This window comes from Pseudomonas sp. GM78 (genome assembly GCF_000282475.1).
GTDB lineage: Bacteria > Pseudomonadota > Gammaproteobacteria > Pseudomonadales > Pseudomonadaceae > Aquipseudomonas.
Map to the genome: position 1 here is coordinate 1 of NZ_AKJF01000131.1, position 26963 is coordinate 26963.

The window sequence follows — 26963 nt, forward strand, 5'->3', positions numbered from 1 at the left end:
GGTGGGGCAAAGCCTTTTGCTTCCTTTTTGGCGTTTGAAAAAGGGAGTCGCCGTAAGGGCGAAACCATAGGTGGCCGTTACCGCAGCAACGGATATGTACTCACACAAAAATCTCCCACAGACTTTGACGCGGCATGGATCAACGTTGGTAGAGGCTCCGATGGAGGTCGTCACAAGTTGACGGACAGGCTCCGGGTCTGAGGGGGCAAGAAAAATTGATGTGAATTTCTGTAGGAGCCCGGCTTGCCGGCGAAGGCGCCCGAAAGACCGACGCAGCATTCAAGGCCGCCTTCGCCGGCAAGCCTGGCTCCTACAAATGCATGTCAAACGCCGTATGATGCTGGCTTCATTGTCGATAAGGACGTCGCCATGTCACCCAACAAGGCTTGCCCCGTCATCCTCTCCCGCATTGCCGGGCCCCGCATCCTTCTGTTCCGCCATCCCCTGGCAGGCGTGCAGCTGGTCAAAGGCACCATCCAGCCAGGTGAAACACCCGCCGAGGCCGCTCTTCGGGAGTTGAGCGAGGAGTCCGGCATTGACGACGCCACGGTTCTCAGTGACCTGGGTTGCTGGAACGCCGAACACCTCGAGCAGGTATGGTCCTTTCACCTGTGCCAGGCACAGGGGCCACTGCCGGAGCAATGGACCCACCAGACCCTCGATGACCATGGCCACGCCTTCAGCTTCTTCTGGGCGCCACTTGATGAATTGCCGTTTGCCGATTGTCATCCGGTCTTCCGCCAGGCATTACGGTACCTGACGGCCACGCTTGGGCCTCAAGTACAGGAGAGTTGATGCATGGACACATTCACGATTCGCGAGCTGAAAAGTACAGACGTTCAAGCCTTGCTGGCATTCGAAACCCGCAACCGCGAATGGTTCGAATCGCATATCGATGCGCGCGACCCTTCTTTTTACTCATTGCAAGGTGTCGCCGAACATATCGAAGGCTATTTATCCGGATTTGCCATCGGCACCTGGCACCCGTTCGTTATTGAAGACAGCAGTGAACGGCTCGTAGGGCGAGCAAACTTGAAAGGCATAGACCCATCGACGAGTTCTGCAGAGGTGGGCTATCGGATCGGTCGCGACGCTTGCGGCCAGGGACTGGCGACCCAGGCGCTCAAACACCTGATCGAGGAGGCACAGGCGCGTTGGCAACTGACGCAACTGGTGGCTTATGTGTTCAAGGACAATGTAGGCTCGCGAAAAGTACTGACCCGCTGCGGATTCGTGCTTGAACAACCCTCCAGCAATGAAGCGTCGGAAGCCGAATGCCGATTCGTCCGCGCGCTTGTTCCAGCCCCTAATGCACGGTAATCGCCCAGGTGATGAACCCAGCAATGGCCGTGGTACAGGTCAAGGCGATAAGGAAGAGAACGTCGACCAGTTTTTCCAGAAAATGATTACGGTTAAAGTTGCTAGTGCGCAGCGCCCAGTAGGACAGAAGTGTCGTAATCAAGTACAGGATGGCGTTCATCGCAAGAAAGTCGTCACCCAGGGAGTCTTCACTTCTCAGCGTAGTCACCACCTGGAAAATTCCGATAACCGTAATGCATACGCCCACCATGGCCGCCGAAGCGGTAAAGACATGCACGCAGATATCTTCATTCAAGCTGATCGACGACTTTTTTTCGTTCATGTCATGTTCCGTCAGCCAGCGCGGTGATCACCTGTTGCTCTATGTCCTTCTCATCCATCCCTCGCCCGAAGTGCTTGAGGTAGCGGCCCTGGCTGTCGAGTAAAAACAGGATGGTCGAGTGGTCCATCATGTACTGGTCCGGTTTGTCGCCCGACGGCACTTTCTTGTAATACACGTGGTAGGCATCGGTGATCCGGGCGATCTCTTGCGCCGAGCCGGTCAGGCCGACGAAATCGCTGGCGAAGTATTTCACGTAGGCCTTGAGTTTGCCGGGGGTGTCACGTTCCGGGTCGATGGTGACGAAGACCGGCCGCACCTTGATGCCTTGCCGTTGTTGCAATTGCCGGCTGATGCGGGCCATTTTCGCAAGGTCGGTGGGGCAGATGGCCGGGCAGGTCATGAAGCCGAAGTAGAGCAGCACCGGCTCGCCGAAGCTGCGCTCGTTGACCCGCTGGCCATTTTGATTGGTCAGCTGGAACGGCCCGCCGATGTCGCTGCGAGTTGCGGCACCGGTACTGCTTACCAGCCCCACCAACAGCAGGGCCGCTGCCGCGTATAGCCACCTCATCGATCAATACCCTCCGGAATAGGTCAGCGCCAGGCCGACAAGCTCGGACATCTGGCCATCCTCTTTCTGGGTGCCGGCCGACAGCCCCAGCTTGATCTGCCCTGTGATGTTGTAGGTCAGGCTCAGCTCGTTGAGGTAATCCTGCCGATCGGCGCTCCCCGTCGATTGGCGATGCTTGTCGGTGCGGGTCGCGCCGAAGGACCAGTCACCGAAATCGAACGTCAGCGATGTGGTGAGGTAGCGGGTGTCGTTGCCCTTGATGCCATCTTCATTGTCGACGTCGGCGAATTCGATGAAGGGCACGATATCGAAGTAACGCCCTTCCAGCGTTGGCTCAAGATCCGTGCTCGGTTCATAGGCCCAGATGTAGCGGGCGGACGCGATCTTGATGGTTTCGTCGTCTTCCCCCGGCGGATCAGGTTGCGTCTGGTCCTCGGCCTTTTTGTTGAACATATAGCCGGCCTGCATTTCCAGATAAGGCACCGCCGGGATCGCAATCCAGTTCACCGTCAGCGCCCAGGAGTCGAGCTTGCCGGTATTGGAGGGACCGCCGTCGCTGCGTTGCAGTTTCTCGCCATGGCGCAGATAGGGGCGACCGAGAAACGAATTGTCCGCGGTGTACAGGCTCAGGTTGGGCTCGATCATGCCCAGCTTCTGGTCGAAAAACCGGTACGCCACGGTGCCGCCGAGCATGCCGTCGAGGTCGTAGGTGCTGACGTAATCATTGGTGTAGAGGCCCGGCGCCTGATCCTGCGCACGTCCGAACGGCACGTGGAACTTGCCGACCGAGAACGCCGAGTTTGCGTTGTTCTGGTAGTAGTTCAGGTCGTTGATCACCAGCCCCACGTCTTCGAAAAAGCGCTTTTGCCCGGGCTCGGGTCCGGCGATGGGGTTGATCTCGGTGGACAGCTGGATCTGCTGGTCGTGGGTGAAGCGAAAGTAGAACGTGGTGTTGATGTCCGGGTAGGCGTCCGTGCTGTTGCGATTGCCGCCCTGGGGCGAATCGGCATGCACGTGGTCATATTGAAAGGTCGCGTCGTAATCCATGCCGACGTTGGGGTACTGCCCGTCATCGGCCAGCGTCGCCTCGACGCCGCACACCGATCCCAGCAACAACACAGCCAAGCGATAGTTGCTCATGGCGCCCCCCCTTTATTTGATGAGCGGGCTGGACGCTTTCGAGTCCTGTCCGGTGTTGCGCAGGTAGGAGCACAACTGGTTGTTTTCACCGTACAGGCCACCCAGGGGTTCGAGCTTGACCGCCTGCTCGTAGTCCTCGGGCTTGACCACCTGGATCGCCTGCATCATGCCGCCGTCCTCGTGTTCGAGGATGTGGCAGTGATAGACGAACTTGCCGAGAATCACCGGGTCGCGGAAGGGGATGCGTACGGTGATCGAGCCCGTGGCGGGAATGAACACGTTGTCCCGATAGCCGCTGAACTGCACCGCCTTGCCATTGATCTCGGTGACCTGGAAGTCCACCTGGTGGATATGGAACTGGTGCAACTCCTGGGAGGGGTTGAACAGCCGCCATTCCTCGACGTCACCGAGCTTGACCGTGGTATTGACCCGGTCAAGCTCGAAGCGCGTGCCGTTGATCAGGAACGCATTGGGGTCGGTGTCCGAGTCCTGGAAGGCGAACTGCCGCGTCTTGTTCACCGCGATCTTGCTGAAGTCCTCGGCGGGCGGGTAGGGGCTGGTGATCTGCTTGGTCGCCACCTGTTCACCGCTGGAGCGCAGGACCGCCAGTTTGGCCGAAGGGTAATCATCGCCTGCCGGCCCGGTATTGCCCGAACCCGCTTCAACTTCATAGGTGCCCGCTGGCGGCCCGACAACCAGCACGCTGAAGCGCGCCGATGGCCCGATCAGCACCTGTTTGGTCTCGACCCGGCGGGTTACGGTATTGCCGTCTCGGGACAGCACCTGCATCGTCTGGCCGTTGATGCGGATGCGAAAGTACTGGTTGGCGGCAATGTTGATGAAGTGCCAGAGCTGGGTTTCGCCCGGCTTGATGTCGATGGTGGGGACTTCCTGGCCGTTGATCGTGCGGATCGACGGGGCGCTGGTGATGATCTCGCTGGCGACTTTGCCGGTCAGGGTTTTCTGGAAATTGCGCAGCACCAGCACCTGTTCCTCGATGCCCTTGAGTTCGGGGAACGGATCAAGCATGCCGTCGACCAGGATCGGCCCGGCAATGCCCGCCGACACCTGGCGCTGGGAACCGCCATGGAAATGACTGTGATACCAATAGGCGCCGGGACTATGAGCGAGCGGCAGCTTGACGTTGTACTCACCGACTTGGTGCGGGCGGGTCACGCGGAAAATATTGTCGCCCTGGTCCAGGGGCGAGACCTGCATGCCGTGGAAATGCAGGTTGGTGATCTCGTCCATGCGGTTATCCAGGCGAATCGCCATGGTCCCGCCCGGGCGTGTGCGAATCAGCGGCGAATCGTAGTCGCCGTTGAACACCAGGGACACGTAGCGCTCGTTGCCCACATTGACCGGCTGCTCGGCCGCCGTCAGCGTGGCGTGAGTCACGCCACTGGCATCGTAGGTGAACTCGGGATTCTGTCGCAGGGGCGGGGACGCAGGTTCAGTGGAGCGCTGGGTCGCACAACCGCTCAATGCCAGAGCGAATACGCTCGCGCGGAGTGCAAAGGAACGGACGCTGAGAGCTCTGGGCATGATCGCGACCTTCGTTGGCTTGGCGAGGAACGACCTGTGGGGTCCGCCCGTGCGTTGCCGAAGGTGACGAGGAGACACACCGGGCAATGCGCAAGGCCACGTCCGGTGTGGCGCACAGTGTAATTGCGAACCTTTCGCAGTGTAGAACAGGCCCGGTGGCTCGCAAGTTTTTTGGATCCAGCGTTACGCCGAAGCGATGGAAGGCGATTTTTTACCCAGGAATTACCCTCATTCGGCGATTTTCGACCGTCAGAGATGCTTTTCGATTCTTTATCCGAGCCGATTCGGGGTTCAGCCTTTGGCACGATGACGCAAACGCGAGTAGGAAATCAGCATGCTGGTCAGTTCCTGTGTCACCTGGGTGAAGGGTGACACGCGGCGGCTGATCAGGCACACCTCACTCGATTCCAGAGTCTCGCCAATCGCAATGCTGACCAGCGATGAGGAAAACAGCTTCATGTCGGCAAGCATGCCGGGCTCGATGGTGAGGTAGTCCGTCTCGGAAATGATGTGCAGGATTTCCAGGAGCGATTCGGTCGTGATCGCGATCTTGGGCGGTGGCAAGCCTTGGGCGCTGAACAACTCGAGCAGATGCTTCTCCGCGCTACCAGCAACCCCGGCCGGGCGCACGCTGACCCACTGGCAATCGATCAGGTCGTGCAGCGAGCGAGCATCCGCCAGGGGATGCCCCTTGCGCGCAATGACGCTGGTTTTGCAGCGGTAGAGCCGCTCGATGTGCAGGTCGATATCACAGACGTTGGGCGCCAGGGGGCACATCACGAAGTCGAGTCGGCCAGCGCGAATCATCTCGATCAACATCCTGCTCTTGCCACTGGCGACGTGTAGCCGCACCTGGGGAAACCGACGGGTAAAACTGCTGAAGACCGGCATCAGGCACGCCGCCAAAGGTTCCGCTGTGACGCCCAATGCGATCTGGCCTTCGGGCATGCCATTGCACTGGCGGACGTCTTGTACCGCGCGATCGCAGTCCAGGATGATCGAGCGGGCCCGGGTCAGGAAAACCTTGCCGGCGGATGTCAGGCTGATGCCCTGGTTGGAGCGTACCAACAAGGTTGCTCCCAGTTCTCTTTCCAGGCTTTGAATCGACTCAGTCAACGTGCTTTGGGCCGCGTCCAGTTCGCGCGCCGCCGAACGAAAGCTGCCCATGTCGACCACTGAGCAGAAGGCTCGAAGTTGAACCAGTTTCATGCAGCACCGCCTCCGGGAGTGATCCAGTTGTTACCGTTGTGGCCATGGCAAGCGCGTTCGGTAGGGATAAACAGGTTGTGGCTGGTGCTCATGGCCGAATCTCCAAGGGTTAAAATCGTAAGCGATCAAATCGTATGCGACTAATATTCAAGCAAAGACACAAGGGTGTCAAAGCTAATGTGGCGCCTGCGACAAACGGCGGTGACCGGAAAAGGTGAAGGTGATCGTTTTTTCCGTTCTATTCGCACTGTAGTTGTGCCTATAAAATCAACTTTGTCAGTTAGATAGCTGACTTTATTAAACCTACATCTCATTAAAACCAATCACAGTTGCCAATCAAAAGTTGGCTCTGCGTATCTCTTTGCGCCCAGGAATCTTGACGCTATGACCCCAACTTCAATAGACAGTGATGCCGCTGAAATACGTCCCTTTCATTTTTACGCCCCGCAGGCTGAACTTGCAGAGTTGCGCAGACGTATTGCAGCCACCCGCTGGCCGGACAAGGAAACCGTCGATGACACCTCGCAAGGTGTGCAACTGGCGACAATCCAGAAACTGGCCAGGCACTGGGCAACCGGGTATGACTGGCGAGTCATTGAGTCGAAAATAAACGCAGTTCCAAACTTCATTACCCATATTGATGGCCTGGACATACATTTCATTCATGTGCGCTCAAAACATGAGAACGCGCTGCCACTATTGATGGCGCACGGATGGCCTGGCTCGGTGATCGAGTTGATGAAAGTCATCGGGCCACTCACCGATCCGACGGCGCACGGTGGTAGTGCAGACGATGCGTTCAGCCTGGTGATTCCATCGATGCCTGGTTATGGTTTCTCGCAGAAGCCGACCGAGACCGGCTGGAACCCCGAGCGTATCGCCGATGCCTACATCGAGCTGATGAAGCGTCTGGGCTACGCCCGCTATGGAGCGCAAGGCGGGGATTGGGGTTCGATTGTCGTCGACCTGATGGCTGTCAAGGCGCCAGCCGGCTTGATCGGCATTCACTCGAACATGCCTGGGGTCATCCCGCCTGAAATCGATGCGGCGTTGTTTCGTGGCGAGCCGGTACCCAGCGGTCTTTCCGAGGAGGAGAAGCGCGCGGCGGATCAACTCGCCTTCACCTACAAGCACATCGGCTATGCGATCATGATGGGCGACAGGCCTCAGTCACTGACAGGCCTCACGGATTCCCCGGTCGGCCTGGCGGCCTTCATGCTTGATCACGATCCGAAAAGCTACGAGATGATCGCGCGTTCCATTGACGGGCAAGCGCAAGGGCTGACCCCCGATGACGTCCTCGACAACATCACGCTGTTCTGGCTGACCAACACAGCCATTTCCTCCGCTCGGTTATATTGGGAGAACAGGTCGACCTTCTTCGCGGTCAAGGGCGTGAAGATCCCGGTTGCGGTGAGCGTGTTTCCCGATGAACTGTATGCGGCGCCGAAAAGCTGGTCGCAGCAGGCCTATCCCAACCTCGTGCATTACAATGAAGTGACCACCGGTGGGCACTTTGCCGCATGGGAACAGCCGGCACTGTTCTCACAGGAAGTCCGGGCCGGATTCAAGTCGCTGAGGTAAGCGGCAAGGCCTGTAGGAGCGAAGCTTGCTCGCGATGGTCGTTAACGATAACGCGGGAAATCTGATGCCCCGCGGTGCTTTCAGATTCTTCGCGAGCAGGCTCGCTCCTACAGTAATCGCGGTGAATGCATTCACCGCGATTTTGCCCAGAACTTTGTAGGAGCAGAAAGGAACATACCGCGATGATTCAGTGCAAGAGTGCCTATGCAGACGTGATTGACGGAGACGGAAACCGTGTGCTGGTTGACCGCCTGTGGCCGCGCAACTGTCCAAAGGACAGTCTTCAATTGACGGAATGGCTCCCCGATGTCGCCCCCTCAACGGAATTAAGCAAAGCCTACAACAGCAAAAAAATCATCTTTTCGCAGTTCACCGTTGCCTATCGGCGGGAGCTGGCGGTCAAACCGCAGGGCTGGTGGCAATTGATGCTGCTCGCCGAAAGGGGCACGCTTACCCTGGTTTTTGCGGCCAGGGATCTGCAGGCGAACAATGCAATTGTCCTGGCTCAATGGCTGGAAGATGAGTTGGACCGGTTCGCGGAACCTAGCTCGCCAGTGTGTTATCAGAGCGATTTTCCTGATTATTAGACGGTGTAAGGGAGCGGGTAGCGGTGGTGGATTGCCTGACCCCTAGCAACGATACAAGTGCCGGCATGAGCACCAACGCCCCCACCATGTTCCAGACAAACAGCAGTACCAACAACAGCCCCATGTCCGCCTGGAATTTCAACGACGAGAACGCCCAGGTGCCCACCCCCAGTGCCAGGGTGATGCCGGTAAAGGCCACTGATGTCCCTGTGGTTTTAAGTGTTTCGAAGTAGGCCTGACGCAGTTCCATGCCTTGACGCAGAAAGCTTTCCATGCGGCTGTAGAGGTAGATGCCGTAGTCGACGCCGATACCGACCCCCAGGGCGATCACGGGCAGGGTGGCGATCTTCACCCCCAGGCCCATCTTCGCCATCACCGCTTCGCACAGCACGGTCGAGAGGTACAGGGGCGCCATCAGGGCGAAGGTGACCTTCAGCGATTTGAACTCCCACAACACCACCAGCGAGATGATCACGAACACCAGTACCAGCATCAGCTTTTCGGAATGCTGGATGACGCTGTTGGTCGCGGCTTCGATGCCGGCATTACCGGCGGCCTGGAGCACCTCGAACTGGCTGTCGGGATGGTTACGCCTGAACTGTTCGACGGCGTCGCCGACCCGGTTGAGCGTCTCGGCCTTGTGGTCGCGCAGGTAGAGGCTGATGGGCACCATGCTGCAGTCGCTGTCGACCTGTTCGGCCGGTACGCCCGAGCGGGCATTGTTCATCACGTACGGATCGCGAGAAAGCTCTGCCCATTTCGGGTTGCCCTCGTTACGGGCGACGATGTTGAAACGCATGGTGTCGTATAGCGATTGCACCGACTCCACACCTTCGATCTCACGCAGCTGCTGTTCGAGCTGATGGGCGAGGTCGGCGGCGGCAAAACGTGAACATTGCTCGGCCGCCGTCTTGAACATCAGCACATAGACATCGGTGCTGGTGGTGTAGTGGGCGAGCAGGTAGGCGTTGTCCTGGTTGTAGCGGGCCTGGGGCCGAAACTCCGGGGCTCCGCCGTCGAGGTCGCCGATCTTCAGGTCCTGGCGCGCCTGATAACCCAGGGTCAACAGCACCAGGCTTGCCAGCACCAGCGGCACCGCGAGGCGCGGTTCGACGACCGCGGCAAGGCGTCGGAACACTGGCCATGAAGCCTTGGCCCGAGCGTGCTGGTGGGCCGTGGCAGGAGTGCTGACGCCGACATGGGACATCAACACCGGCAGCAGGAACATCTTGGTGAAGATGGCGACGAACACGCCGATGCTGGCGGTGATCGCGAGCTGCTTGATCACGCCGATATCGATCACCATGAGGGTGATGAAACCCACCGCGTCAGCCAGCAGCGCGGTCGTGCCAGGAATGAACAGCGCCCGGAAGGTGCGCCGCGAGGCTTCCATCGGCCCGTGGCCCATGGCCGATTCACTGACCATCAGGTTGATGTTCTGCACCGCATGGCTGATGCCGATGGCGAAAATCAGGAAGGGCACCAGGATCGAGTAGGGGTCGAGGCCGTAGCCCAGCAGACTGAGGATGCCCAGTTGACACACCACAGTGAGCAGGCAGGTGAAGACGGTGACCAGGGTGCTGCGCCAGCACCGGCAATAGGCATAAAGCAGGGCACTGATCAGCACCACGGTGAGGGCGAAGAACAGGGCAATGTTTGCGGCTGCCGCCAGCAAATCGCCAATGATCTGCGCAAAGCCGATCACCCGGATGGTCACGCCCTGGGCGGCGAAGCGCTCGCGCACCTGCTGGTCCAGGGCCTGGCTGAAGGCGCCGTAGTCAAGGGCCTGGCCGGTTTGTGGATCGGTATCGAGCAACGATACGCGAATGATCGTGGACCGCAGGTCGTTGGCCACCAGGCTGCCCAGCATATTGGCGCGCAGGATGTTCTGCCGCACCTGGGCCAGGGCCTTGGGGCTGCCATCGTAGCCGTCGGGAATGACCCGGCCACTGCGCACGCCCTCGGTGGTGACCTCGGACCACACGGCATTGGGGGTCCACAATGACTTGAGCTTGCCGCGGTCCACCCCGGGAATGTAGAAGACCTTGTCGGTGACCTCGCGCAGGGTCTCCAGGAACGCCGGAGTGAGGATCTCGCCCTCGGGGTTTTCGACGATGATGCGCAGCACATTGCTTTGCGGGCGCAGTATTTCTTCGAAACGCAGGTAGTTCTGGATGTACGGGTGGTGGGTGGGAATCATCCGGGTGAAGCTGGCGTCTGCCTTGAGTGCCAGGGCCTTGTAACCCAGCAGCAGCGAGACCAGCAGGAACAGCAGCAGCACGGCCACGCGGTTGCCGAACAGGGCCTGCTCCAGGGCGCACATCAAGCGTGATTCATGGCTCGAAGGATGTTTGGCTGGGGCGTTCATTGCAGGTACTCCTTGATTTCTTCTCGCCCGAGCAGGCGCAAGCCGCGGCTGCCGACCAGCGCCAGGGTGCCGTCAGGTAAAGTGGCCGCGCCCAGCCAGACGGCCTTGTTGCGCGGTTGCAACACGCGAAAGTGCTGCAGGTCCCTGCTGTGTAGCAGGCCCGCCTGGCCGCTGAGCAACAGGCTGTCGTCGGCCAGTTGCTCGGCGCCATACAGGCTGGTGGCGCTGGGCAGCGTGATGGCCTGCCAGTGCTGTCCGTGGTCCCGGCTGCGCAGCAGTGCGCCACCGAACCCCATGGCCAGGACCTGGCCGTCGTGCAATTGGGTCAGTTTGTACAGCGAGGCCGGGGTCAGCACTTGCGTCGGTTGCCAAAGGCCAGCGGACTGTCGATACAGCCGTCCGCCTTCACCGGCCACCAACAGGTCGCCGTTGTCCAGGCCCATCACGCTGTTCAGGTGCAGGCGGTCGGGGTTGTCCAGACCGGCGACATAGGCCCAGGTGCTGCCGCCATCGGCGGTATGCAGCAAGGTGCCGTAGGCGCCGACCACCCAGCCTTCGCGAGCGTTGCGAAACCACACGTCGAGCAAGGGGCGAGAGGGCCCGGCCTCGGCACCGGCGCCGATGTCATCGAGGGCGAAGCGCGCGCTCTCCAGTGCCTGCTCGTCGACCGAGGCAGCCGCCTGCAGGCGCTCGACTTCGCCTTGCGCCCATTCGAGCATCAGCGCATTTATCACTCTGCCGTCCAGTTGCCGGGTCCAGGTCACACCGCCATCGTCGCTGTGCAGCACCACACCGTCGTGACCTACCGCCCAACCCTGGCGATCATCGACAAAGTGCACGGCGGTCAGCAGCAGATCGACGGGAACCCTGGTTTGCTCGACCTGGCCATCGGCCTTGCGCAACAGGATGTGGCCCTCGGCCCCGACCATGACCAGTTGATCACCCACCCGCTGTACATCGATCAGCGGCGCGAACTGCGCCTTGGCAGTCAATCGGGAAGGCCGTTCGAGCCGGTCCGCCAGTGGCGAGGCAAAGGTGGTCGTCGACAGCAACGCGGCACTGAGGAACAGGGCGCGGCGAGTAAAGGTAGGTGTATTCATCGCAGGTCTCAAAAGCGGCGAGGGATGGTCGCAAGACCACCCCGAAGGCTCGGTGGCGGGTCAGCGACCCGAGCGGCGCAAGGCGGAAGGGCTGAAATCGGTCAGCTTGGCGGTGAGGCCGAAGGTGGCACTGCGCTCTTCGTTTTCCAGCCCGTAGGCCACATATCGGCGCGCTTGCAGGTCGTAGATCACTTCGCTGACATGGATCGCCGAAAGCACGTCGTAGCGTTGCAGGCTGTGGGCTTCCTGGACCCGCCACAGTTCGCCACGACCGTCATAGAGGTCGGCTGCAAGGATGCTCCAGCTGTCCTCGTCGACGTAGAACACCCGTTTGGCGTAGATGTGCCGCTCGCTCGGCTTCAAGGTCGCCTCGACCACCCAGACGCGGTGCATCTCGTAGCGCAGCAGATCCTGGTTGAGATGGTTGGCCTGGATGATGTCCTTGTACTTGAGGCTGCGGCTGGCCAGCTTGTAGGTGTTGTAGGGCACGAGCATTTCCTGCTTGCCGACCAGCTTCCAGTCGTACTTGTCGGTCGCGCCGTTGTACATGTCGATGGTGTCGTAGGTGCGCAGGCCGTCCGAGGTGCCCAGGGGCGAGTCATAGGCTGCTTCCGGCGCGCGCAGCACGCGACGTTGTCCCGGGTTGTAGGTCCAGGCCAGGCGGGGTTCGCGGGTCTGGTCGATGGGTTCGTGGATCAGGGTCTGGCCGCCAGCCACGCTTTCCGGCGACGTTACCTTGCCCAGGTAATAGTAGAGCCGGTTGGGCTCCGGGTTACCCATGGCCGAGGCCATGACGGCTTTGACCTCGCGACGGATCGGGGTGAAGTTGCCGTTGCTTTGCACCACCATCTCGGTGGGGTAGTACTGGTAGCCACCGGTGCGGTAGCGCACGAAATGATTGAACAGCACTTGCACCCCGGTCTTGGGAACAGGGAAGGGCACGCTGCTTTTTTCATAACCGGCCAGTCCGTTGTTGTCAGCGGCGAGGCTGACCCCGGCGGCTTCCTTGCGGATCTGCACGTATTCGCTCTGTGGCAGGGCCGCGGTGCGGTGGCTGGGGTACACGGGCATCGAAAAGTCCGGATACTTCGCCAGCATGGCCTGGTAGCCATGGCTGAGGTGCGCCGCGTGTTGTTTGAAGTTGCTGGCATTGACGGTGTATAGCGGTTTCTCGCCGGCAAACGGGTCGACATAGCCTTGACCTGGGGTGAAACCGGCCGGAGCCTGAGTCAAGCCGCCGGTCCAGGCCGGAATGCTGCCGTCGGCGTTGCCGGCTTTCTCGGCGCCGGTGGGGGTCAGGTCCTGGCCCAGGCGGGCGACCTCGGCGCTGTCGAGTTTGGCCATGGCGCCAACGCTGAAAAGGCTGAGGACACTGCCCAAGGCGGCAGCGCGAAGTAGAGTGATGTTCATGGTAGACCTCACGTTCAGAAACCCATGCGCAGGCTAAGGGAGACAAAATCCTTGTCGGTGGCGGCGAAGGGGGTATTGCCGCTGCCCGACCAGGACAGTTCTGCAGAGTATTTCTGCAGGTAATCGAATTTGGCGCCGACCGAGCCCAGCAGGCGGTCCTCGGAAAACACCCCGTCGTACGACCAACCCTTGATGTCCTGGCCAAACGCGACGTAGGGCGAGACGTTGACCCCGGCCAGCAACCCCGGGTAGTTCAGCTGCGCCCGCAGGCGATAACCCCAGGCAAATTGGCTGGTGTAGCCTTCATTGGAGCAGCCGAGCTTGCGGTATTTGGTTTCGCTCCCCAGTACACAGCCCCTGGCGTTGCCACTGGCCAGGTCGGAACCGAAGGTGTCGGCCCTGGCGTAGCGGCGCTCGTCGAGGCCGGGCAGGTCGTGCATGTATTTCATGCCCACTTCGCCGCTCAGGTTGAAGCTGTCGGCACCCAGCACCTGGGGAATGGACTTGATCGCGCCCAGCGACAACTGCGAGATCTTGCGCCGGTCGTAACCGTTGTAGGCTGAGCCCGGGGTGGCGTTGATGGCGTCCTGGCCGAGGGTGATGTCCTGGCCGATCAACTGGCCGAGCTGGGTGGGGTTGCCGGCGAAGGCCGGTATCAAGTCACCGGTGGCCAGTTGCACGGGTTGGTTGGGACGAAAGCTGTATTCGCCAAACACCGAAGTGCCCCACAGGTTGGTCGAGAAGCTCAGGCCGAAGATGCGGATGTCTTCCGGGAAATCCGCAAAGTAACGGCCATTGGTGGCCTGCTGTCCGGGTAACCAGCCGGCCCCGGGCCCCGGGCGCAAATCGGTGATCAGGCTGGAGTAGGGCGTGCGCGAGTGGATGTTCATGGCGTAGGCACCGAACTCGGTGTCGATGCTGTCGGCGAAGTAGCGCAGGGCCAGGCCGAACTGGCCGGCGTCGGACGGTTCGTTGTCGCCGGCACGCTGGATGATCAGGTCGTTGGCAAAGCTGGCAGGGTCGTTGGCGCCGCCCCGTGGCACACCAAAGCAACCTTGGGGAATGAAGTCGTTGGTCGAGAAGTAGGTACCGCAACCTTCCAGCACGGTGCGGCGCCATTGCAACTGGTAGAAGGTTTCCAGGTTGAGGCTGTCAGTCAGGCCCAGGTTGGCGTAGAGCATCGGTACCGGCAGCAGTCCTTCCTTGACCTGTGAACCTGGACGGCGCAGGGCGGCGACGTCGATCGGGTTGATGGCGTTGATGCCGTTCTGGAAGTACAGGCCTTCGCCCCAGTTGATCACCTGGTTGCCGAGCCGCGCATTCAAGGGGTGATCGCCGATGTTGAAGTCACCGAACACGTAGGCGTCGAGCAGGGCCAGCCCCTGGAACTGGGCCAGTTCGTCGAAGTGACTGTCATCGAGTTTGCTGTTGGCCTTGTAGCCGTTGGACGAATGCCCGAAGTCCACTTCGCGGTTGCTCAAGGTGTAGTCGTACCAGGCCTTGCCGCGAATGAAGGCGCCGTAGTTGCGCCAGTTGAGCTCCATCTCGCCCAGCAGGGTCACGGGTGAAGACACCAGGTTGCGCTTGCGAAAGTTCAGGCGCCCGTCATCGCCGGTACGGCCGCCGCTGGCGTTGAATTCGCCGGGCTTGCCGTAGCCAATCACATCGGCGTTGCCCTGGAAGATGTTGTCGGCACTGGGTTTCTCTGCGCTCCACACGCCGCCGATGCTCAGGCTGCCGTTGTAACGGCCGCTGACTTCGCCCCAGTTGAATTCACCGGCGCTGGCATGACTGCACAGTGCGTAGGCAAGGGGCGTCAGCAGCAAGGTTGCCAAGGGACGCGGGGATGTTTTGTGGCGGGCTCGTTGGGAGCTCATGGTGGCTGCCTCTTGATTATTGTTATAGGAACACCGGGCAGCACGCGGCCCAGCATCGGCCGTGTGCTGTTGAGTCGTCAGGGGTATGGGTAGCGACCGGTCGCCGGACCGGTCGCCGGACCGGTCGCGGAATGCAGCGTTACATCACGGCGGGGAGCAGGGCGCTGACCATGCTGTTGAACGCGGCGGTGGTATCTGCCGCCTGGCGCGTGGTCACCGGTGCCGCGCCGGCACTGGTGGCGCGGGGGGCCATGTCGGGCGCCGAGGACATCTTGACGATCACCAGTTCGCGCTTGGGATTGATGTAGATGCGCTGGCCGAAACGCCCGGCGGCTTCGATCGAACCGTCGCCGTCATTCTTCTGGTACCAGTAATCGCGGTAGGCATAACCGGCGCGGTCCTTGCCTTTGGGGCTCTGGGCAATCAGGTCCTGGTTGTCGTTGGGTTTGAGGGCCAGGTGCACCGCTTGAGTGAAAGGCGATGTGCGCTCGTTTTCGCGCCAGGCCAGGCGAATGGCTTCGGCAAAGCGCGCGGCGTCGCGCAGGGTGCTGCTCAAACCACCGCTGGCCATTTCCGTGCCCAGGGCATCGACCTGGCTGTAGGCATCGTCTTCGGCAAATTGCGACCAGATACGTTCCGAGACCAAGGCCGACCAGCTCATGCCGGTGACCCGGCGCATCGCCCAGGCCACGGCTTCCGGCGAGCCATTCTGGTAGTACCAGATCGGCGTGGCGCTGGCTTGCGCGGGCAGGGTGGCGGCCTGCAGGAAACTGTAGATATTGTCCGGCATGTCCGGCTGGCGCGGCACGATGCCCGCAGCGGCGAACAGGCCGATGTCCGGTGGCACTTTGGCGGGATAGACCGCCTCTACCTGCATGTCCAGGTTCTGCTGCACGGTCGCTTCGCCAAACGGCGTGCCGGCCAGTTCCGACACATAGCTGGAAAGCTTGGCATCCGGCGCCAGCTTGCCTTCGGCGATCAGGCTGGCGGCGAGCAGGCCGGTCACCGACTTGGTCATCGACGCCCAGATATGCGATTGCTCGGGGCCGAACGAATCGAGGTAGCGCTCGTACACCGGTTTGCCGCGATGCAAGACGATAAAACCGTCGGTGAACGTTGCCTGCAGGTACTCGGGCAGCGACAGCGTTTGCTCGCCGACGGTGAATTTCAGCTGGTCGAGTTCGACCGGCGTGCCCGCTTCCAGGACCAGGGGGCTGGGTGCCCGGCGAATACCGGTGGTGGGCGTCAATGCCCGGGCATTGCGCAGGGCCCAGCGCAGGTTAGGCAATTCGAAGGCATTCTGCTTGGTCACGCGCTTGTCGGCAGCAGGCGGAAAACCTTGCATCACGCCCAGGCGGACCGGGTCGCTGGTCTCGGCCGCGGCCAGGCTCTGGGCACTGACCAGGGCCAGCAGCAACGCAGGCAACAGGCGTTTGCAGCTTGGTAGAACTTCGGGTGTGGTGAAACTCATTGTTGTTATCTCCTGGCGGTACAGCTTGAGGGAACGCCTGGCCCCTGCATCGCAGCTCAATGGTGAGCCGACATTGAACTCAGTCTGAGAGCGCGATATACCTGTGCGCAATGCATCAACAGCTATAGATCCATAGCCAAGAGGAATGTCATGGACGTGCGTGACCTGGAATACATCATCGCGGTCCAACAGTACGGGACGGTGGGCAAGGCCGCAGAACAGCTGGGTATCACCCAGCCTTCGCTGACCAAGGCGGTGCGGCGTGTCGAGACGCAGTTGGGGGTCATGTTGTTCGAACGCACCTCCACCGGCATGCGCCTGACCCAGGCCGGCGAGTTGTTTCTCGCCCGGGCCAAGCGCCTGAGCCGCGACTTCGACGATGCCCTGGCCGAGATGCGCAGCATCCGCAGCGGCGAGCAGGGCGGGGTACGCCTGGGCTATTCGCCGTCGTTGCCCGATGCGCTGGTGGTTGCCAGTTGCCGCCGGCTGCTGCGCGAACGCCCGGCGGCGCGCTTGCGCATGCGCAGGCGCCTGGCCAGTGAACTGCTGGAGCTGCTGCGCAACGGCGAGATCGACGTGGCGGTGATGCCGATCTCGGCCGCCACCGATGGCTTCGACACCCAGGTGCTGTATGAAGATTGCCTGGCGGTGGTGGCCGATGCCCAGCACCCGTTGGTGGCCAGGAAATACGTGCAGCTCAGTGACCTTCACGATCAGCAATGGCTGTTGCCGGAAGGTCACATCAGCATTCGCCAGGCCCTGGATAACGCCTTTATCAAGCAAGGCCTGGCACCGCCGACCCTGCGCATCGAAGCAGATTTCAGCAGCGAAGCCCTGTTCGAATTGATCGTCGGCACGCCGACCCTGACCCTTTCGCGATGCGGGCGGATGACCCAGGCCGCCGGCCTTGCCCCCTTGAACCTGGACCTGGGTGGCCTCGACCTGCGCCGGCGCATTGGCCTGATCACCCGGCCGGGCGGCTACCTGTCGCCGGTGAGCAAGCGGCTGGTCGAACTGTTCCAGGACGAGGCGTGCGAGCGCAACATCCAGGAGTGGTTGTAGGCCATAGCCATCCCATTTTGTTATGGGGGACCGCGCAAGAGTTGTATTGGCGGGCTTTTTTTCTCCACTTGTAAGATCGGCCACCCCGTTCTACTTCGGAGAATAAAAAGTGAACCTTGGAAAGATAGTCAGCCGAAGTGCGCGGTACTGGCCGCATAACGAGGCGGTCGTCGACAGTCGCCAGCGTCTGACCTACGCACAACTTGAAGCGCGCAGCAATCGCTTGGCCTCCGGCTTGTTGAAACTTGGCCTGGAGCCTGGCGCCCATGTGGCGATCCTGGCGATGAACCGCATCGAACTGGTCGAGGCGGAGGTGGCCTTCTACAAGGCCGCCATGGTCAAGGTGCCGATCAACGCACGCTTGTCGCCAGAAGAAATCGTGCGCGTGCTGGATGATTCACGCAGCGTCGCGGTGATTACCGGCAGTGCGGTGGCCAAGGCCCTGGCGGCCAACCGCGCGGCGCTGCCGCACCTGCAATGGATCATCGTGCTGGCCGATGAGGGCGGCGATATTCCCTATCGTGAAGTGCTCGACATGGGCGATGCGTGCGCGTTCAACAGCGACCCGGACGATCAGGCCCTGGCGGTGCTGCACTACACCTCGGGCAGCTCCGGGGTTCTGAAGGCCGCGATGCTGACCTACGGCAATCGCAAGGCGCTGGTGCGCAAGAGCCTGGCCAGCCCCGTGCGCGGCGCCGGCCCCGATGATGTCATGGCCCATGTCGGGCCGATCACCCACGCCAGCGGGATGCAGATCATGCCGCTGCTGGCGGTGGGCGCCTGTAACCTGCTGATCGAGCGCTACGACGACGAACTGCTGTTGCGCACCATCGAACAGGAGCGGGTTACGCGCTTGTTTCTGGTACCAGCGATGGTCAATCGCCTGGTCAATGTCGAGGGCGTCGAACGCTTCGACCTGAGTAGCCTGCGCCTGGTGATGTACGGCGCCGCCCCCATGGCCCCGGCCCTGGTAGAGCGCGCCATCGAGGTGTTCGGGCCCATCCTGGCCCAGGGTTATGGCGCAGGTGAAACCTGCTCGCTGGTGACCGTGCTGACCGAGCAGGACCATCTGGTCAAAGATGGCGACGCGCGCCTGCTGTCCTCTTGTGGGCGCTGCTATTTCGAGACTGACCTGCGGGTGGTCAACGAAGCGTTCGAGGACATCCAGCCCGGTGAAATCGGCGAGATCGTGGTCAAGGGCGACGACATCATGCAGGGGTACTGGCAGGCGCCGGAACTCACCGCCGAGGTCATGAAGGATGGGTACTACCTCACCGGTGACCTGGCCACGGTCGATGAGCTGGGCTACGTGTTCATCGTCGACCGCAAGAAGGAAATGATCATTTCCGGCGGCTTCAATATTTACCCCACCGAAGTCGAACAGGTGCTCTACCGCCTGCCCGAAGTCTTCGAGGCCGCCGTTGTCGGCGTACCGGATGAACAATGGGGCGAGGCGGTGAAAGCCGTGGTGGTGCTCAAGCCAGGCGCGCAGCTCACCGAGGCGCAAGTCATCGACTTCTGCGCGCAGAATCTGGCCGGCTTCAAGAAGCCGCGCAGCGTCGACTTCATCGATGAACTGCCGAAGAACCCCAACGGAAAAGTCGTGCGCCGGGTGGTTCGCGATGGTTACTGGAAAAACACTCAGCGCAAGATCTGACGCCGCAGGAGCAGAACCGAAATGATCGAACCAAGCGAAAAAGCCCAACGAATCATCAGCGACATGCAAGCCTTCATCCGTGATGAAATCATCCCGTTGGAGAAGAGAGAAAACCTGCAATGGGGTGAAGCGCACCCACGTGCGATTCTCGCCGATGTCTGGAAACGTTCCTGCGAACTGGGCTTCTACAACGTCATGCTCCCGGAAAATCTCGGCGGTGCGGGCCTGAGCGTGGTCGACCTGTGCGCGGTCAAGGAGGCGGCAATTTTGACCGGCTCGATGCTGGCGCCTCATGTATTGGGCGAGCTGAGCGGCCCGCCGCGGGTGGGGCATCTGTTCAAGGTGGCCAGCGAAGTGCAGGTCGAGAAGTTCCTGCAGCCTGTGTGCCGTGCCGAGAAGGCGGTGTGTTTCGCCCTGACCGAAGCCGAGGCCGGCTCCGATGCCAGTGCGATCAAGACCAGCGCTCGGCTTGAGGGTGATCACTACGTGCTCAATGGCGCCAAGCGCTACATCTCCGGCGCGCCTTATGCCGACATCGCCGTGTTGCTGGCGGTGACCGGGCCAGGGCAGGGCGCGGCCGGTATCTCGGCGTTCTTCATCGACCTCAAGGGGTCGGGTGTGACCATCGACGCTGACTATCAGGTGATGTCCGGCGCTGGCAGCCACGGCAATATCGAACTTGTGGACGTGCGGGTTCCCGTGCAAAACCGTATCGGCGAGGAGGGCGCGGGTTTCAAGCTGGCCATGGGGCGGATCACCCTCAACCGCCTGCTACATTGCCCGACCATGCTCGGCATGGCCGGCCTGGCACTGAACCTGTCGATCGACTATGCCCGCACCCGCACCCAGTTCGGCAAGCCGATCGCCATGTTCCAGGCGGTCAATCACATGATCGCCGACATGGCCACCGAGTTGCTGGCGGCGCGCAGCATGATGTACGCCACGGCGGCGCTGAACGATGCTGGCGGCGACATTCGCACCCAGGCGCCGATGTGTAAGCTGTATGCCTCTGAGGCGGCGTTTCGCATCGTCGATCGTGCGGTGCAAGTGCATGGAGGCGCCGGTCTGATTCGTGGGAATCCGGTGGAGTGGATGTTCCGTGCCACTCGCATGATGCGTATTCTCACCGGCACCAGCGAGATCCAGCGCAACACCATCGCCAAGGGCATCCTGATGCCGGGTTGAGCCCATGAACCTGCGCCCGCCTATTAGGCGGGCGACCTATAACAATAAACTGAGGTATCCCATGCTCGGCATCGAATCCAGCTACCGCCCGAAAGCCGCCTGGACCATTGCGGCGCTGTTGGCGGTGATGATGTTGGTGAACTTTCTCGACAAGGTGGTCATCGGCCTGGTCGCCGTACCGATGATGGCTGAACTGCAACTGAGCCCGGCAGAGTTCGGCCTGATCGGTGGCGCCTTGCACTGGCTGTTCTCGCTCTCGGCAGTGCTCGGTGGCTTTCTCGCCAACCGCAAACCTACCCGCACCCTGTTGCTCGGCATGGGCCTGTTCTGGGCCCTGGTGCAACTGCCGATGCTGTTTGCCACCTCGCTGTGGACCATTGTTGCCTGCCGGGTCCTGCTTGGCATCGGCGAAGGCCCGGCCTCGCCGGTGGCCACCCACGCCCTCTACAAATGGTTCCCGGATAACAAGCGCAGTCTGCCGGTGGCCTTGCTGCATTCGGGCAGCGCCATGGGCCTGCTGGTGGCCGGCCTGCTGATCCCGTGGATGAGTGTGCATTACGGTTGGCGCAGCAACTTCGGCGTACTGGCGGTGATCGGCCTCGTCTGGTGCGTGGCCTGGTATCGCCTGGGCCAGGAAGGGCAGCTGGACGATATCGCCCCGGCCAATGCTGAAGCCGCCGCGGCGCACGGGCGCATCCCGTATCGGCGACTTCTGAGTGACCCGACGATTATCGGCAACTACGTCGGCCACTTTGCCGCCAACTGGTCGCTGGCGCTGACCCTGACCTGGGTCCCGGCCTATCTGGAGAAAGGTTTGGGCATGCCAGCGTTGAGCGCCGGGCGGATGTTCGTGGTATTCGTGCTGGTGACCACGCCGCTCAGCCTGATCATGGCCTGGTGGTCGCAACGCCTGTTGCGTCGCGGTTTGCCGTCACGGCTGGCCCGGGGTGTGTTCGTCTCCGTGTGCCTGATCCTCAGCGGTCTGCTCGCCGCTTCGCTGATGTTGCCGGGGCTGTCGGTCGTCGAACGCATGGGTTGCCTGACGTTCAGTGGCGGCCTGGCCCTGGTCATGTATTCCATTGGCCCGGCGATGCTGGCCGAAGTGGTGCCCAGCGGCCAGCGTGGCAGCATGCTCGCCATCGGCAATGCCTGCGGCTCCCTGGCCGGTCTGGCGGCGCCGGTGGTCACCGGGTTTCTGCTACAGAATGCCCAAGGCATCGACGGTGACGGGTATGCCCACGGCTTCATGGTCTGTGGCGCGATCCTGGTCAGCGCCGGCCTGATCGGCCTGCTGACCATGAACCCTCAGCGTTCGCGCAACCAGCTCAAGTTGCCTCTGCCCGTCATCGCCCTGCGCGGCTGAACGCTCTCAAGCGTCCTGCGGTTCTTGCTGGCGTTCGATCAACTCACCTTTCCAGCGCCCTGACTGCACCACTTCGATCAGCAGGGCGCGCACCAGATCGCGCATGCACGAGGCGGCAAAGGTCAGGGGCTTGTGGGTCGAGTAGGCGATCGACAAGGTGCGTCGCACGCTCGGCTCGACAATCCGGCGGGCCATTTGCTGCGGGTTCTCTTCCACCGCCGGCCAGTTGCCGATGGTTGCCGCCAGGCCACTGCGCACCAGGCTGCTGACGCCCTGGGCGGTCTGTTGCTCGTATTGCACCTTGAGCTCCAGCCCGGCTTCGATGGCCGCCTGTTCCACCCGCCGGCGCAGGTGCGAACTGGCCCGAGGCGCCATCACCAACGGGCCGCTGATCGCCCGGGCCAGGGTGATGCTGTCGTCGGCGCAGGCCGGTGCCTGCAGGCTCAGCCAATACAACTCTTCGGTAAAGATCGGCTCGGCATGCACATGCTCCAGCTCTTCGGCATTGGGTACCACGCCGAAATCCACTTTACCCAATTCGATGGCTTCACCGCCTTCCTGGCTCAATCCGTCGCGCACGGTCAGCTCGATGCCGGGAAACTTTTCACCGGCGCGGATGATGATCAGCGGCAACAGCAACGCCGAGGCGGTGACCGGTATGGCGATGGCCACCCGTCCCTTGGGGTTGCCCTTGGTCGACTCCAGCTCGTCCTTGACCGAGTCGATGGTCTGCACCACCGAACGGGCGATCTCGTACAGGCGTCGACCAGCGTCGGTGAGGTTGATGCCATCGTGCAGACGCTCGAGCAACTGCATCTCCAGCTCGCTTTCCAGCAGGTTGATTTGCCGGCTCAGCGCCGGTTGCGCGATGTAGGCCCGGCGCGCCGCCGAGGAGAAACTCCCGGCTTCGGCAATCGCAATCAGATAACGCAGTTGTTTGAGAGTCATCGGTTTTTCCGCGGCCATGCCGGCGCGTTATGGGCTGTATTGAAAGACGATATTGGTCCGCCACGCAGCGCCTTACTAGGATGGCGCCAGTGCTTTTTATATGACCTGTTTATCGGTCTGGTTGCAACGCCAGTGTGTTGTTTTTCAATGCCTTGCGACCAGGCACCGTGGAGTGCATTGTATGAAACCGACTGCGTTTTCCTCTGTCCTGAACCGGCTGCTGCTGGGGCAGGGGCAGGACCCGGATCCGCGCTTTACCCTGGCCAACGAGCGCACTTTCCTGGCCTGGATTCGCACGGCCCTGGCGCTGCTGGCCAGTGGCATCGCCGTCGAAACGTTCACCCAGGACGTGTTCAGCCTCGACGCCAAGCGCTTGCTGGTGGTCGGTTTGTTGACCCTGAGCCTGATTGTCAGCTTCAGCGCCTTCTGGCGCTGGCTGGGCATCGAGCGCGCACTGCGCCAGCAGGCTGCGCTGCCGGTGTCGCTGCTGACGCCGCTGCTGTCACTGGCTTGTGCCGTGCTCGTCGCCGCGGTGATGGCGGCGTTCTGGGGGCAGGGATGAACGATGGGGGGCTGCAGGCGGAGCGCACCACCCTGGCCTGGAGGCGCACATGCATTCTGCTGGTGCTGGTGGCTTGCCTGGCCTTGCGTTGCCTGCAGCACCTCGCGCTGTCGATCGCCGCGGTCGTCGCGCTGACCGCGCCGCTGGCGCTGCTGATCCTGGTCGGGCAGGGCGGTTGCTACCGGCGTGCACGCCTCGGCCTGGCCGCACAGGGCACTACCTGCAAGCCGTTGCCACTGTTGATCCTCACGCTGTGCACGGCGTTGTTGGCGGCTCTGGCGTTGATCGCCCAAGCCTGAATTTCCCATTAAAAAGGAGTCGAAACATGAAGCCTGAATGGTCCTGCCTCAAGGATGTAAAGATCATCGATGTCAGCCAACTGCTACCCGGGCCCCATGCCACCTCGCTGTTGTTGCAGCTGGGTGCGGATGTGATCAAGGTCGAGCAACCCGGCACCGGCGATAGCTCGCGGATGCTGGGCGATGCCGTGTTTGCCCAGTTCAACCGTGGCAAACGCTCCATCGCGTTGGACCTCAAGGATCAGACCGACAAAGCCGCCTTTCTTGAGCTGGTGCGCCATTGCGACGCCGTGGTCGAGGGCTTTCGCCCCGGTGTCATGCAGCGCCTGGGCCTGGGTTATGAAGACCTGGCGAAGGTCAACCCGGCCATTGTCCTGTGCTCGATTTCCGGCTTCGGCCAGGACGGTCCTTATGCCGCCCATGCCGGCCACGACCTCAATTACCTGGCCATGGCCGGCTACTGGTCGATCCCGGTGCAGGTCGAGGACAAGATCGCCCGACCCAAGGTGCGCCTGTCCGATTATGCCGCCTCGGGTTACGCCGCGTTGGCGCTGTCGGTGGCAATCATGAGCGCCCGCCAGCAGGGCATCGGCCAGCACCTGGATGTGTCAGTGCACGACGCCATCCTGTCCTGGACAGCGCACATGGCCTGGCTGGCACGCGGTTTCGAGGACAACCCCGTGGCATCGCCGACCGTCCTGCCGGAGAACGATATCTTCCAGACCCGCGACGGTCATTACCTGGCGTTGGGCATTCTCGAAAACAAATTCTGGGTGACCCTGTGCGATGTGCTGGGCGAGGAGTTCCCCAAGCTCAGGGATGAGCGTTTTGCCAATCGTCTGAGTCGGTTTGGGCTCAAACAGGAGGTTAATGGCGTGCTCAAGGAGGTGTTTCTTGCTCGCACACTGGCGCAGTGGACCGAGGCGTTTGCCGGGCATGACCTGCCATTTTCGCCGTTGCTCAGCGCCCGTGAGCTCTTCGACGACCCGCACGTGCAGGCGCGGGGTACTGTTGGCGTGCTGCCGGAAGAACGAGCGATCCACGTCGGTTTTCCGGTGAAGTTCTCCCGTGGTTTACCGGGCAGCGATACAGCGGTTCCTGCGTTGGGTGAGTACAGTGTCGAGGCGTTCAAGGCCGGTGCCTGAGAGTCAAAGTGGTTCGTCGCTGGCAAAGGTCTGATCGACCAAACGTATGCTGTCGCGTCCGCCACGCTTGGACTGGTAGAGCGCCGCATCGCCTTGCTCGATCAATGCCGCCAGGCTGGCTGGCGGATGGTCGAACAGGTTGGCGCCGATGCTCAGGGTCACCGCTGCAGGTGTGGCGAACGCCTGTGCGGCAGCGTGGTGAAACTGCTCACGCAGGGCGTTGCCCAGCCCGACGATTTGCGCATTCGATGCGTTGCTTAGCAGGATCACGAACTCGTCACCCCCCAACCGCGCCGCCAGTGCGCCTTCGGGCAGCACCGATTGGATCAGCCCGCTCAGCGTGACCAGCAGACGGTCGCCTGCGGTATGACCGTACAGGTCGTTGACCTGTTTGAAGTTGTCGATATCGATCAGCAGCAGGGCCCCGGGGCGTGCCGTCGAGACGTCATCGAGCAGGCGCGGTGCCCGCACTTCGAGGGCGCGGCGGTTGTACAGGGCGGTCAACGGATCGCGCGCGGCCAGCCGGGCGATGCGTTTCTCGCGCCTGTAGCGTTCGGTACCGGTCATGGACAGGGCGATCAACATGATTGCCATCGCGCCCTCGACCAGGGAAATCTGAATGATCTCGCCACGAAACGCGGCAAGGTCGATCAGCGTGCCGGGAACGATGGCGGTGATCGACTTGGCCAGATAGAACAGCCCATGGACCAGCAGCACATAGCGCAGTTGCACCGCTCCCACGCTCAACGACTTGCCATGGGGGCGCAGGAGGAAACTGGCCCTGAGTGTCACCAGGGCAACCAGCAGCGAATTGGCCAGCAGCATGACCTTCGACCACGACGGCTCGTCCGGCAGCAACAGCAAGGCCACCCAGGCGACGAAGATCAGGTACCAGGCACGCGACAGTCGCGTCTGCGTGAAGCGCGCGACACCCAGCAGGAAACACCAGTGGGCCACCACCAGCAGGCCATTGGCGAACCAGATGCCGACCAGCAAAAGGCCGGCCCCGCGCAGCAAGGCGAGTGTCGACCCCAGGGTGATGGTTGCGAAACCCGCGCTCCAGAACAGCAGCGAAGGCTCGCGAATGCTCCGCCATTCGATCGCCAGGTACAGCGCGGCGGCGGCTGCGAGGGCGATCGAAATTGTCAACATCGTGGGTGGATCGAGCGCCATGACCGGTAGAACCTTTCTGATTTGCGATGAAAGGCGTGATTGTAAAGGCTGGGCCGGTTTTTCGCAGATCCCGATGCATTGAAAATAGGTCGTACAGGGATCGATCGGGCTGCTCGCTATTGATTCAGCGAGCCTGCCAATCGCGCAACCATTGCAACCCCTCGCTGGTGTTGCCGCGCGGCCGGTACTCGCAACCCACCCAGCCGCTGTAGCCCAGTTGATCGATCAGCTCGAACAGGTAGGGATAATTCAGCTCGTTGTGCAGGTCCGGTTCGTGGCGATCCGGCACGCCAGCGATCTGGATATGCCCGATGCCGGCAAAATCCCGACGCAGCTTCGTCGCCACGTCACCCTCGACGATCTGGCAATGGTAGACGTCGAACTGGACCTTGAGGTTGTCCTTGCCGACGGCTTTGCAGACGGCCTGGGCCTGATCCTGGCGGTTGAGGAAAAACCCCGGCATGTCACGGGTGTTTATTGGCTCCAACAACACGGTGATCCCGACCTTGGCCGCTTGCGTCGCCGCGTGGCTGAGGTTTTCCAGGTAGGTCTCGTGGTGTCGGGCACGGTCTGTTTCGCGCGCCAGCAGTCCGGCCATGACGTGGATGCGGTCATTGCCCAGAATCGCAGCATATTCCAGGGCCTGGTCGAAACCTTCGCGAAATTCCGCTTCGCGGCCAGGCAAGGACACGATGCCTCTTTCGCCTGCCGCCCAATTGCCGGGCGGTGCATTGAACAGGGCCTGGACCAGGCCATTGTCGTCCAGCCGCTGTTTGATTTGTTGCGCGCTGAAGTCGTAGGGGAACAGGTATTCCACCGCCTGGAAACCATCGGCGGCGGCCGCGGCGAAGCGCTCGAGAAAATCGTGTTCCGGGTAGAGCATGCTGAGGTTGGCAGCGAAACGAGGCATGGTGACTCCTGAAATTAAAATACCAGCGTAGGTTCAGTTAAGCGAAAAAGTCCTTGTAGTAGCGTAATTTTTTGACGGAGTGCATATCCATTTCTGCGGTAACGGCCACCTATGGTTTCGCTCTTACAGCGAGTCACTTGGAAAAGCCCCAAGTAACC

General features: G+C 61.5%; 25 protein-coding genes. 12 read left to right on the forward strand and 13 right to left on the reverse strand.

Going from position 1 to position 26963, the window contains the following annotated elements; genetic code table 11:
* The 3 genes from PMI35_RS35445 to PMI35_RS10445 all read left to right on the forward strand — a co-directional run.
* The coding region (locus PMI35_RS35445) for a hypothetical protein (RefSeq protein ID WP_238543191.1) at positions 1–201 on the forward strand (201 nt) is incomplete at its 5' end.
* Between the two features lie 168 nt (positions 202–369).
* Positions 370–795, forward strand: a complete 426-nt coding sequence (locus tag PMI35_RS34140; protein WP_008062297.1) for an NUDIX hydrolase — start codon at positions 370–372, stop codon at positions 793–795.
* 3 nt (positions 796–798) lie between these two features.
* Positions 799–1320: a GNAT family N-acetyltransferase gene (locus PMI35_RS10445; protein ID WP_008062299.1), complete on the forward strand. Its 522-nt coding sequence runs from the start codon at positions 799–801 to the stop codon at positions 1318–1320.
* Here the strand turns inward: PMI35_RS10445 and PMI35_RS10440 are convergent.
* The 5 genes from PMI35_RS10440 to PMI35_RS10420 all read right to left on the reverse strand — a co-directional run bounded on the left by PMI35_RS10440 (position 1307) and on the right by PMI35_RS10420 (position 6104).
* Entirely contained in the window at positions 1307–1642 is a 336-nt protein-coding gene (locus PMI35_RS10440; protein WP_008062301.1) for a hypothetical protein, read from the reverse strand. The two genes, PMI35_RS10445 and PMI35_RS10440, sit on opposite strands and share 14 nt — an antisense overlap.
* A 1-nt stretch (position 1643) precedes the next feature.
* Positions 1644–2210, reverse strand: a complete 567-nt coding sequence (locus tag PMI35_RS10435; RefSeq protein WP_008062302.1) for an SCO family protein — start codon at positions 2208–2210, stop codon at positions 1644–1646.
* A 3-nt stretch (positions 2211–2213) separates the two neighbouring features.
* Positions 2214–3350, reverse strand: a complete 1137-nt coding sequence (locus tag PMI35_RS10430; RefSeq protein WP_008062303.1) for a hypothetical protein — start codon at positions 3348–3350, stop codon at positions 2214–2216.
* A 12-nt stretch (positions 3351–3362) separates the two neighbouring features.
* Positions 3363–4895 (reverse strand): multicopper oxidase family protein, encoded by a 1533-nt coding sequence (locus tag PMI35_RS10425; RefSeq protein WP_008062304.1) that lies wholly within the window; start codon positions 4893–4895, stop codon positions 3363–3365.
* A gap of 291 nt (positions 4896–5186) precedes the next feature.
* Positions 5187–6104, reverse strand: coding sequence for a LysR substrate-binding domain-containing protein (locus PMI35_RS10420; protein WP_008062305.1), 918 nt, complete (start codon positions 6102–6104; stop codon positions 5187–5189).
* Positions 6105–6488: 384 nt separating this feature from the next.
* Here PMI35_RS10420 and PMI35_RS10415 point away from each other — a divergent pair, with 384 nt between their 5' ends.
* A complete protein-coding gene (locus PMI35_RS10415; RefSeq protein ID WP_008062307.1) occupies positions 6489–7688 on the forward strand; it encodes an epoxide hydrolase family protein in 1200 nt (399 codons plus the stop codon).
* A gap of 182 nt (positions 7689–7870) precedes the next feature.
* On the forward strand, positions 7871–8275 hold the full coding sequence (locus PMI35_RS10410) for a DUF488 domain-containing protein (protein WP_008062308.1): 405 nt from the start codon (positions 7871–7873) through the stop codon (positions 8273–8275).
* Here PMI35_RS10410 and PMI35_RS10405 read toward each other — a convergent pair.
* From PMI35_RS10405 to PMI35_RS10385, 5 genes are all read right to left on the reverse strand, one after another.
* Positions 8232–10643: an efflux RND transporter permease subunit gene (locus PMI35_RS10405; RefSeq protein WP_008062318.1), complete on the reverse strand. Its 2412-nt coding sequence runs from the start codon at positions 10641–10643 to the stop codon at positions 8232–8234. The genes PMI35_RS10410 and PMI35_RS10405 overlap by 44 nt on opposite strands.
* Positions 10640–11743, reverse strand: coding sequence for a YCF48-related protein (locus PMI35_RS10400; protein ID WP_008062320.1), 1104 nt, complete (start codon positions 11741–11743; stop codon positions 10640–10642). Before PMI35_RS10400 ends, PMI35_RS10405 begins: the two co-directional genes overlap by 4 nt.
* Positions 11744–11803: 60 nt before the next feature.
* Positions 11804–13153 carry a DUF1329 domain-containing protein gene (locus PMI35_RS10395; protein WP_008062322.1) on the reverse strand — a complete coding sequence of 450 codons (1350 nt, stop codon included), beginning with the start codon at positions 13151–13153 and terminating at the stop codon, positions 11804–11806.
* Between the two features lie 14 nt (positions 13154–13167).
* Positions 13168–15030, reverse strand: coding sequence for a DUF1302 domain-containing protein (locus PMI35_RS10390; RefSeq protein WP_008062323.1), 1863 nt, complete (start codon positions 15028–15030; stop codon positions 13168–13170).
* 139 nt (positions 15031–15169) lie between these two features.
* Complete coding sequence (locus PMI35_RS10385; RefSeq protein ID WP_008062325.1) at positions 15170–16501, reverse strand: serine hydrolase domain-containing protein; 1332 nt, start codon at positions 16499–16501, stop codon at positions 15170–15172.
* 150 nt (positions 16502–16651) lie between these two features.
* Here PMI35_RS10385 and PMI35_RS10380 point away from each other — a divergent pair, with 150 nt between their 5' ends.
* From PMI35_RS10380 to PMI35_RS10365, 4 genes are all read left to right on the forward strand, one after another.
* On the forward strand, positions 16652–17563 hold the full coding sequence (locus PMI35_RS10380; RefSeq protein WP_008062327.1) for a LysR family transcriptional regulator: 912 nt from the start codon (positions 16652–16654) through the stop codon (positions 17561–17563).
* Positions 17564–17672: 109 nt separating this feature from the next.
* On the forward strand, positions 17673–19220 hold the full coding sequence (locus tag PMI35_RS10375; protein WP_008062329.1) for an AMP-binding protein: 1548 nt from the start codon (positions 17673–17675) through the stop codon (positions 19218–19220).
* Between the two features lie 21 nt (positions 19221–19241).
* Positions 19242–20405 carry an acyl-CoA dehydrogenase family protein gene (locus PMI35_RS10370; RefSeq protein WP_008062330.1) on the forward strand — a complete coding sequence of 388 codons (1164 nt, stop codon included), beginning with the start codon at positions 19242–19244 and terminating at the stop codon, positions 20403–20405.
* Positions 20406–20466: 61 nt separating this feature from the next.
* Positions 20467–21768: an MFS transporter gene (locus tag PMI35_RS10365; RefSeq protein WP_008062332.1), complete on the forward strand. Its 1302-nt coding sequence runs from the start codon at positions 20467–20469 to the stop codon at positions 21766–21768.
* 6 nt (positions 21769–21774) lie between these two features.
* Here PMI35_RS10365 and PMI35_RS10360 read toward each other — a convergent pair whose 3' ends face one another.
* Positions 21775–22716, reverse strand: coding sequence for a LysR family transcriptional regulator (locus tag PMI35_RS10360; protein ID WP_008062334.1), 942 nt, complete (start codon positions 22714–22716; stop codon positions 21775–21777).
* 181 nt (positions 22717–22897) lie between these two features.
* Between PMI35_RS10360 and PMI35_RS10355 the strand changes: the two genes are divergently transcribed.
* The 3 genes from PMI35_RS10355 to PMI35_RS10345 are packed head-to-tail and all read left to right on the forward strand — an operon-like array spanning position 22898 to position 24722.
* Positions 22898–23278 carry a YidH family protein gene (locus tag PMI35_RS10355; RefSeq protein WP_008062336.1) on the forward strand — a complete coding sequence of 127 codons (381 nt, stop codon included), beginning with the start codon at positions 22898–22900 and terminating at the stop codon, positions 23276–23278.
* On the forward strand, positions 23275–23577 hold the full coding sequence (locus tag PMI35_RS10350; protein ID WP_008062338.1) for a DUF202 domain-containing protein: 303 nt from the start codon (positions 23275–23277) through the stop codon (positions 23575–23577). Before PMI35_RS10355 ends, PMI35_RS10350 begins: the two co-directional genes overlap by 4 nt.
* 26 nt (positions 23578–23603) lie before the next feature.
* Positions 23604–24722, forward strand: coding sequence for a CaiB/BaiF CoA transferase family protein (locus PMI35_RS10345; protein WP_008062339.1), 1119 nt, complete (start codon positions 23604–23606; stop codon positions 24720–24722).
* 3 nt (positions 24723–24725) lie between these two features.
* On the opposite strand, the gene PMI35_RS10340 is transcribed toward PMI35_RS10345, so the two are convergent.
* Both PMI35_RS10340 and otnI read right to left on the reverse strand, forming a co-directional pair.
* On the reverse strand, positions 24726–25895 hold the full coding sequence (locus tag PMI35_RS10340) for a GGDEF domain-containing protein (RefSeq protein ID WP_008062340.1): 1170 nt from the start codon (positions 25893–25895) through the stop codon (positions 24726–24728).
* Between the two features lie 124 nt (positions 25896–26019).
* Complete coding sequence (gene otnI, locus PMI35_RS10335; protein ID WP_008062342.1) at positions 26020–26805, reverse strand: 2-oxo-tetronate isomerase; 786 nt, start codon at positions 26803–26805, stop codon at positions 26020–26022.
* Positions 26806–26963 lie beyond the last annotated feature (158 nt).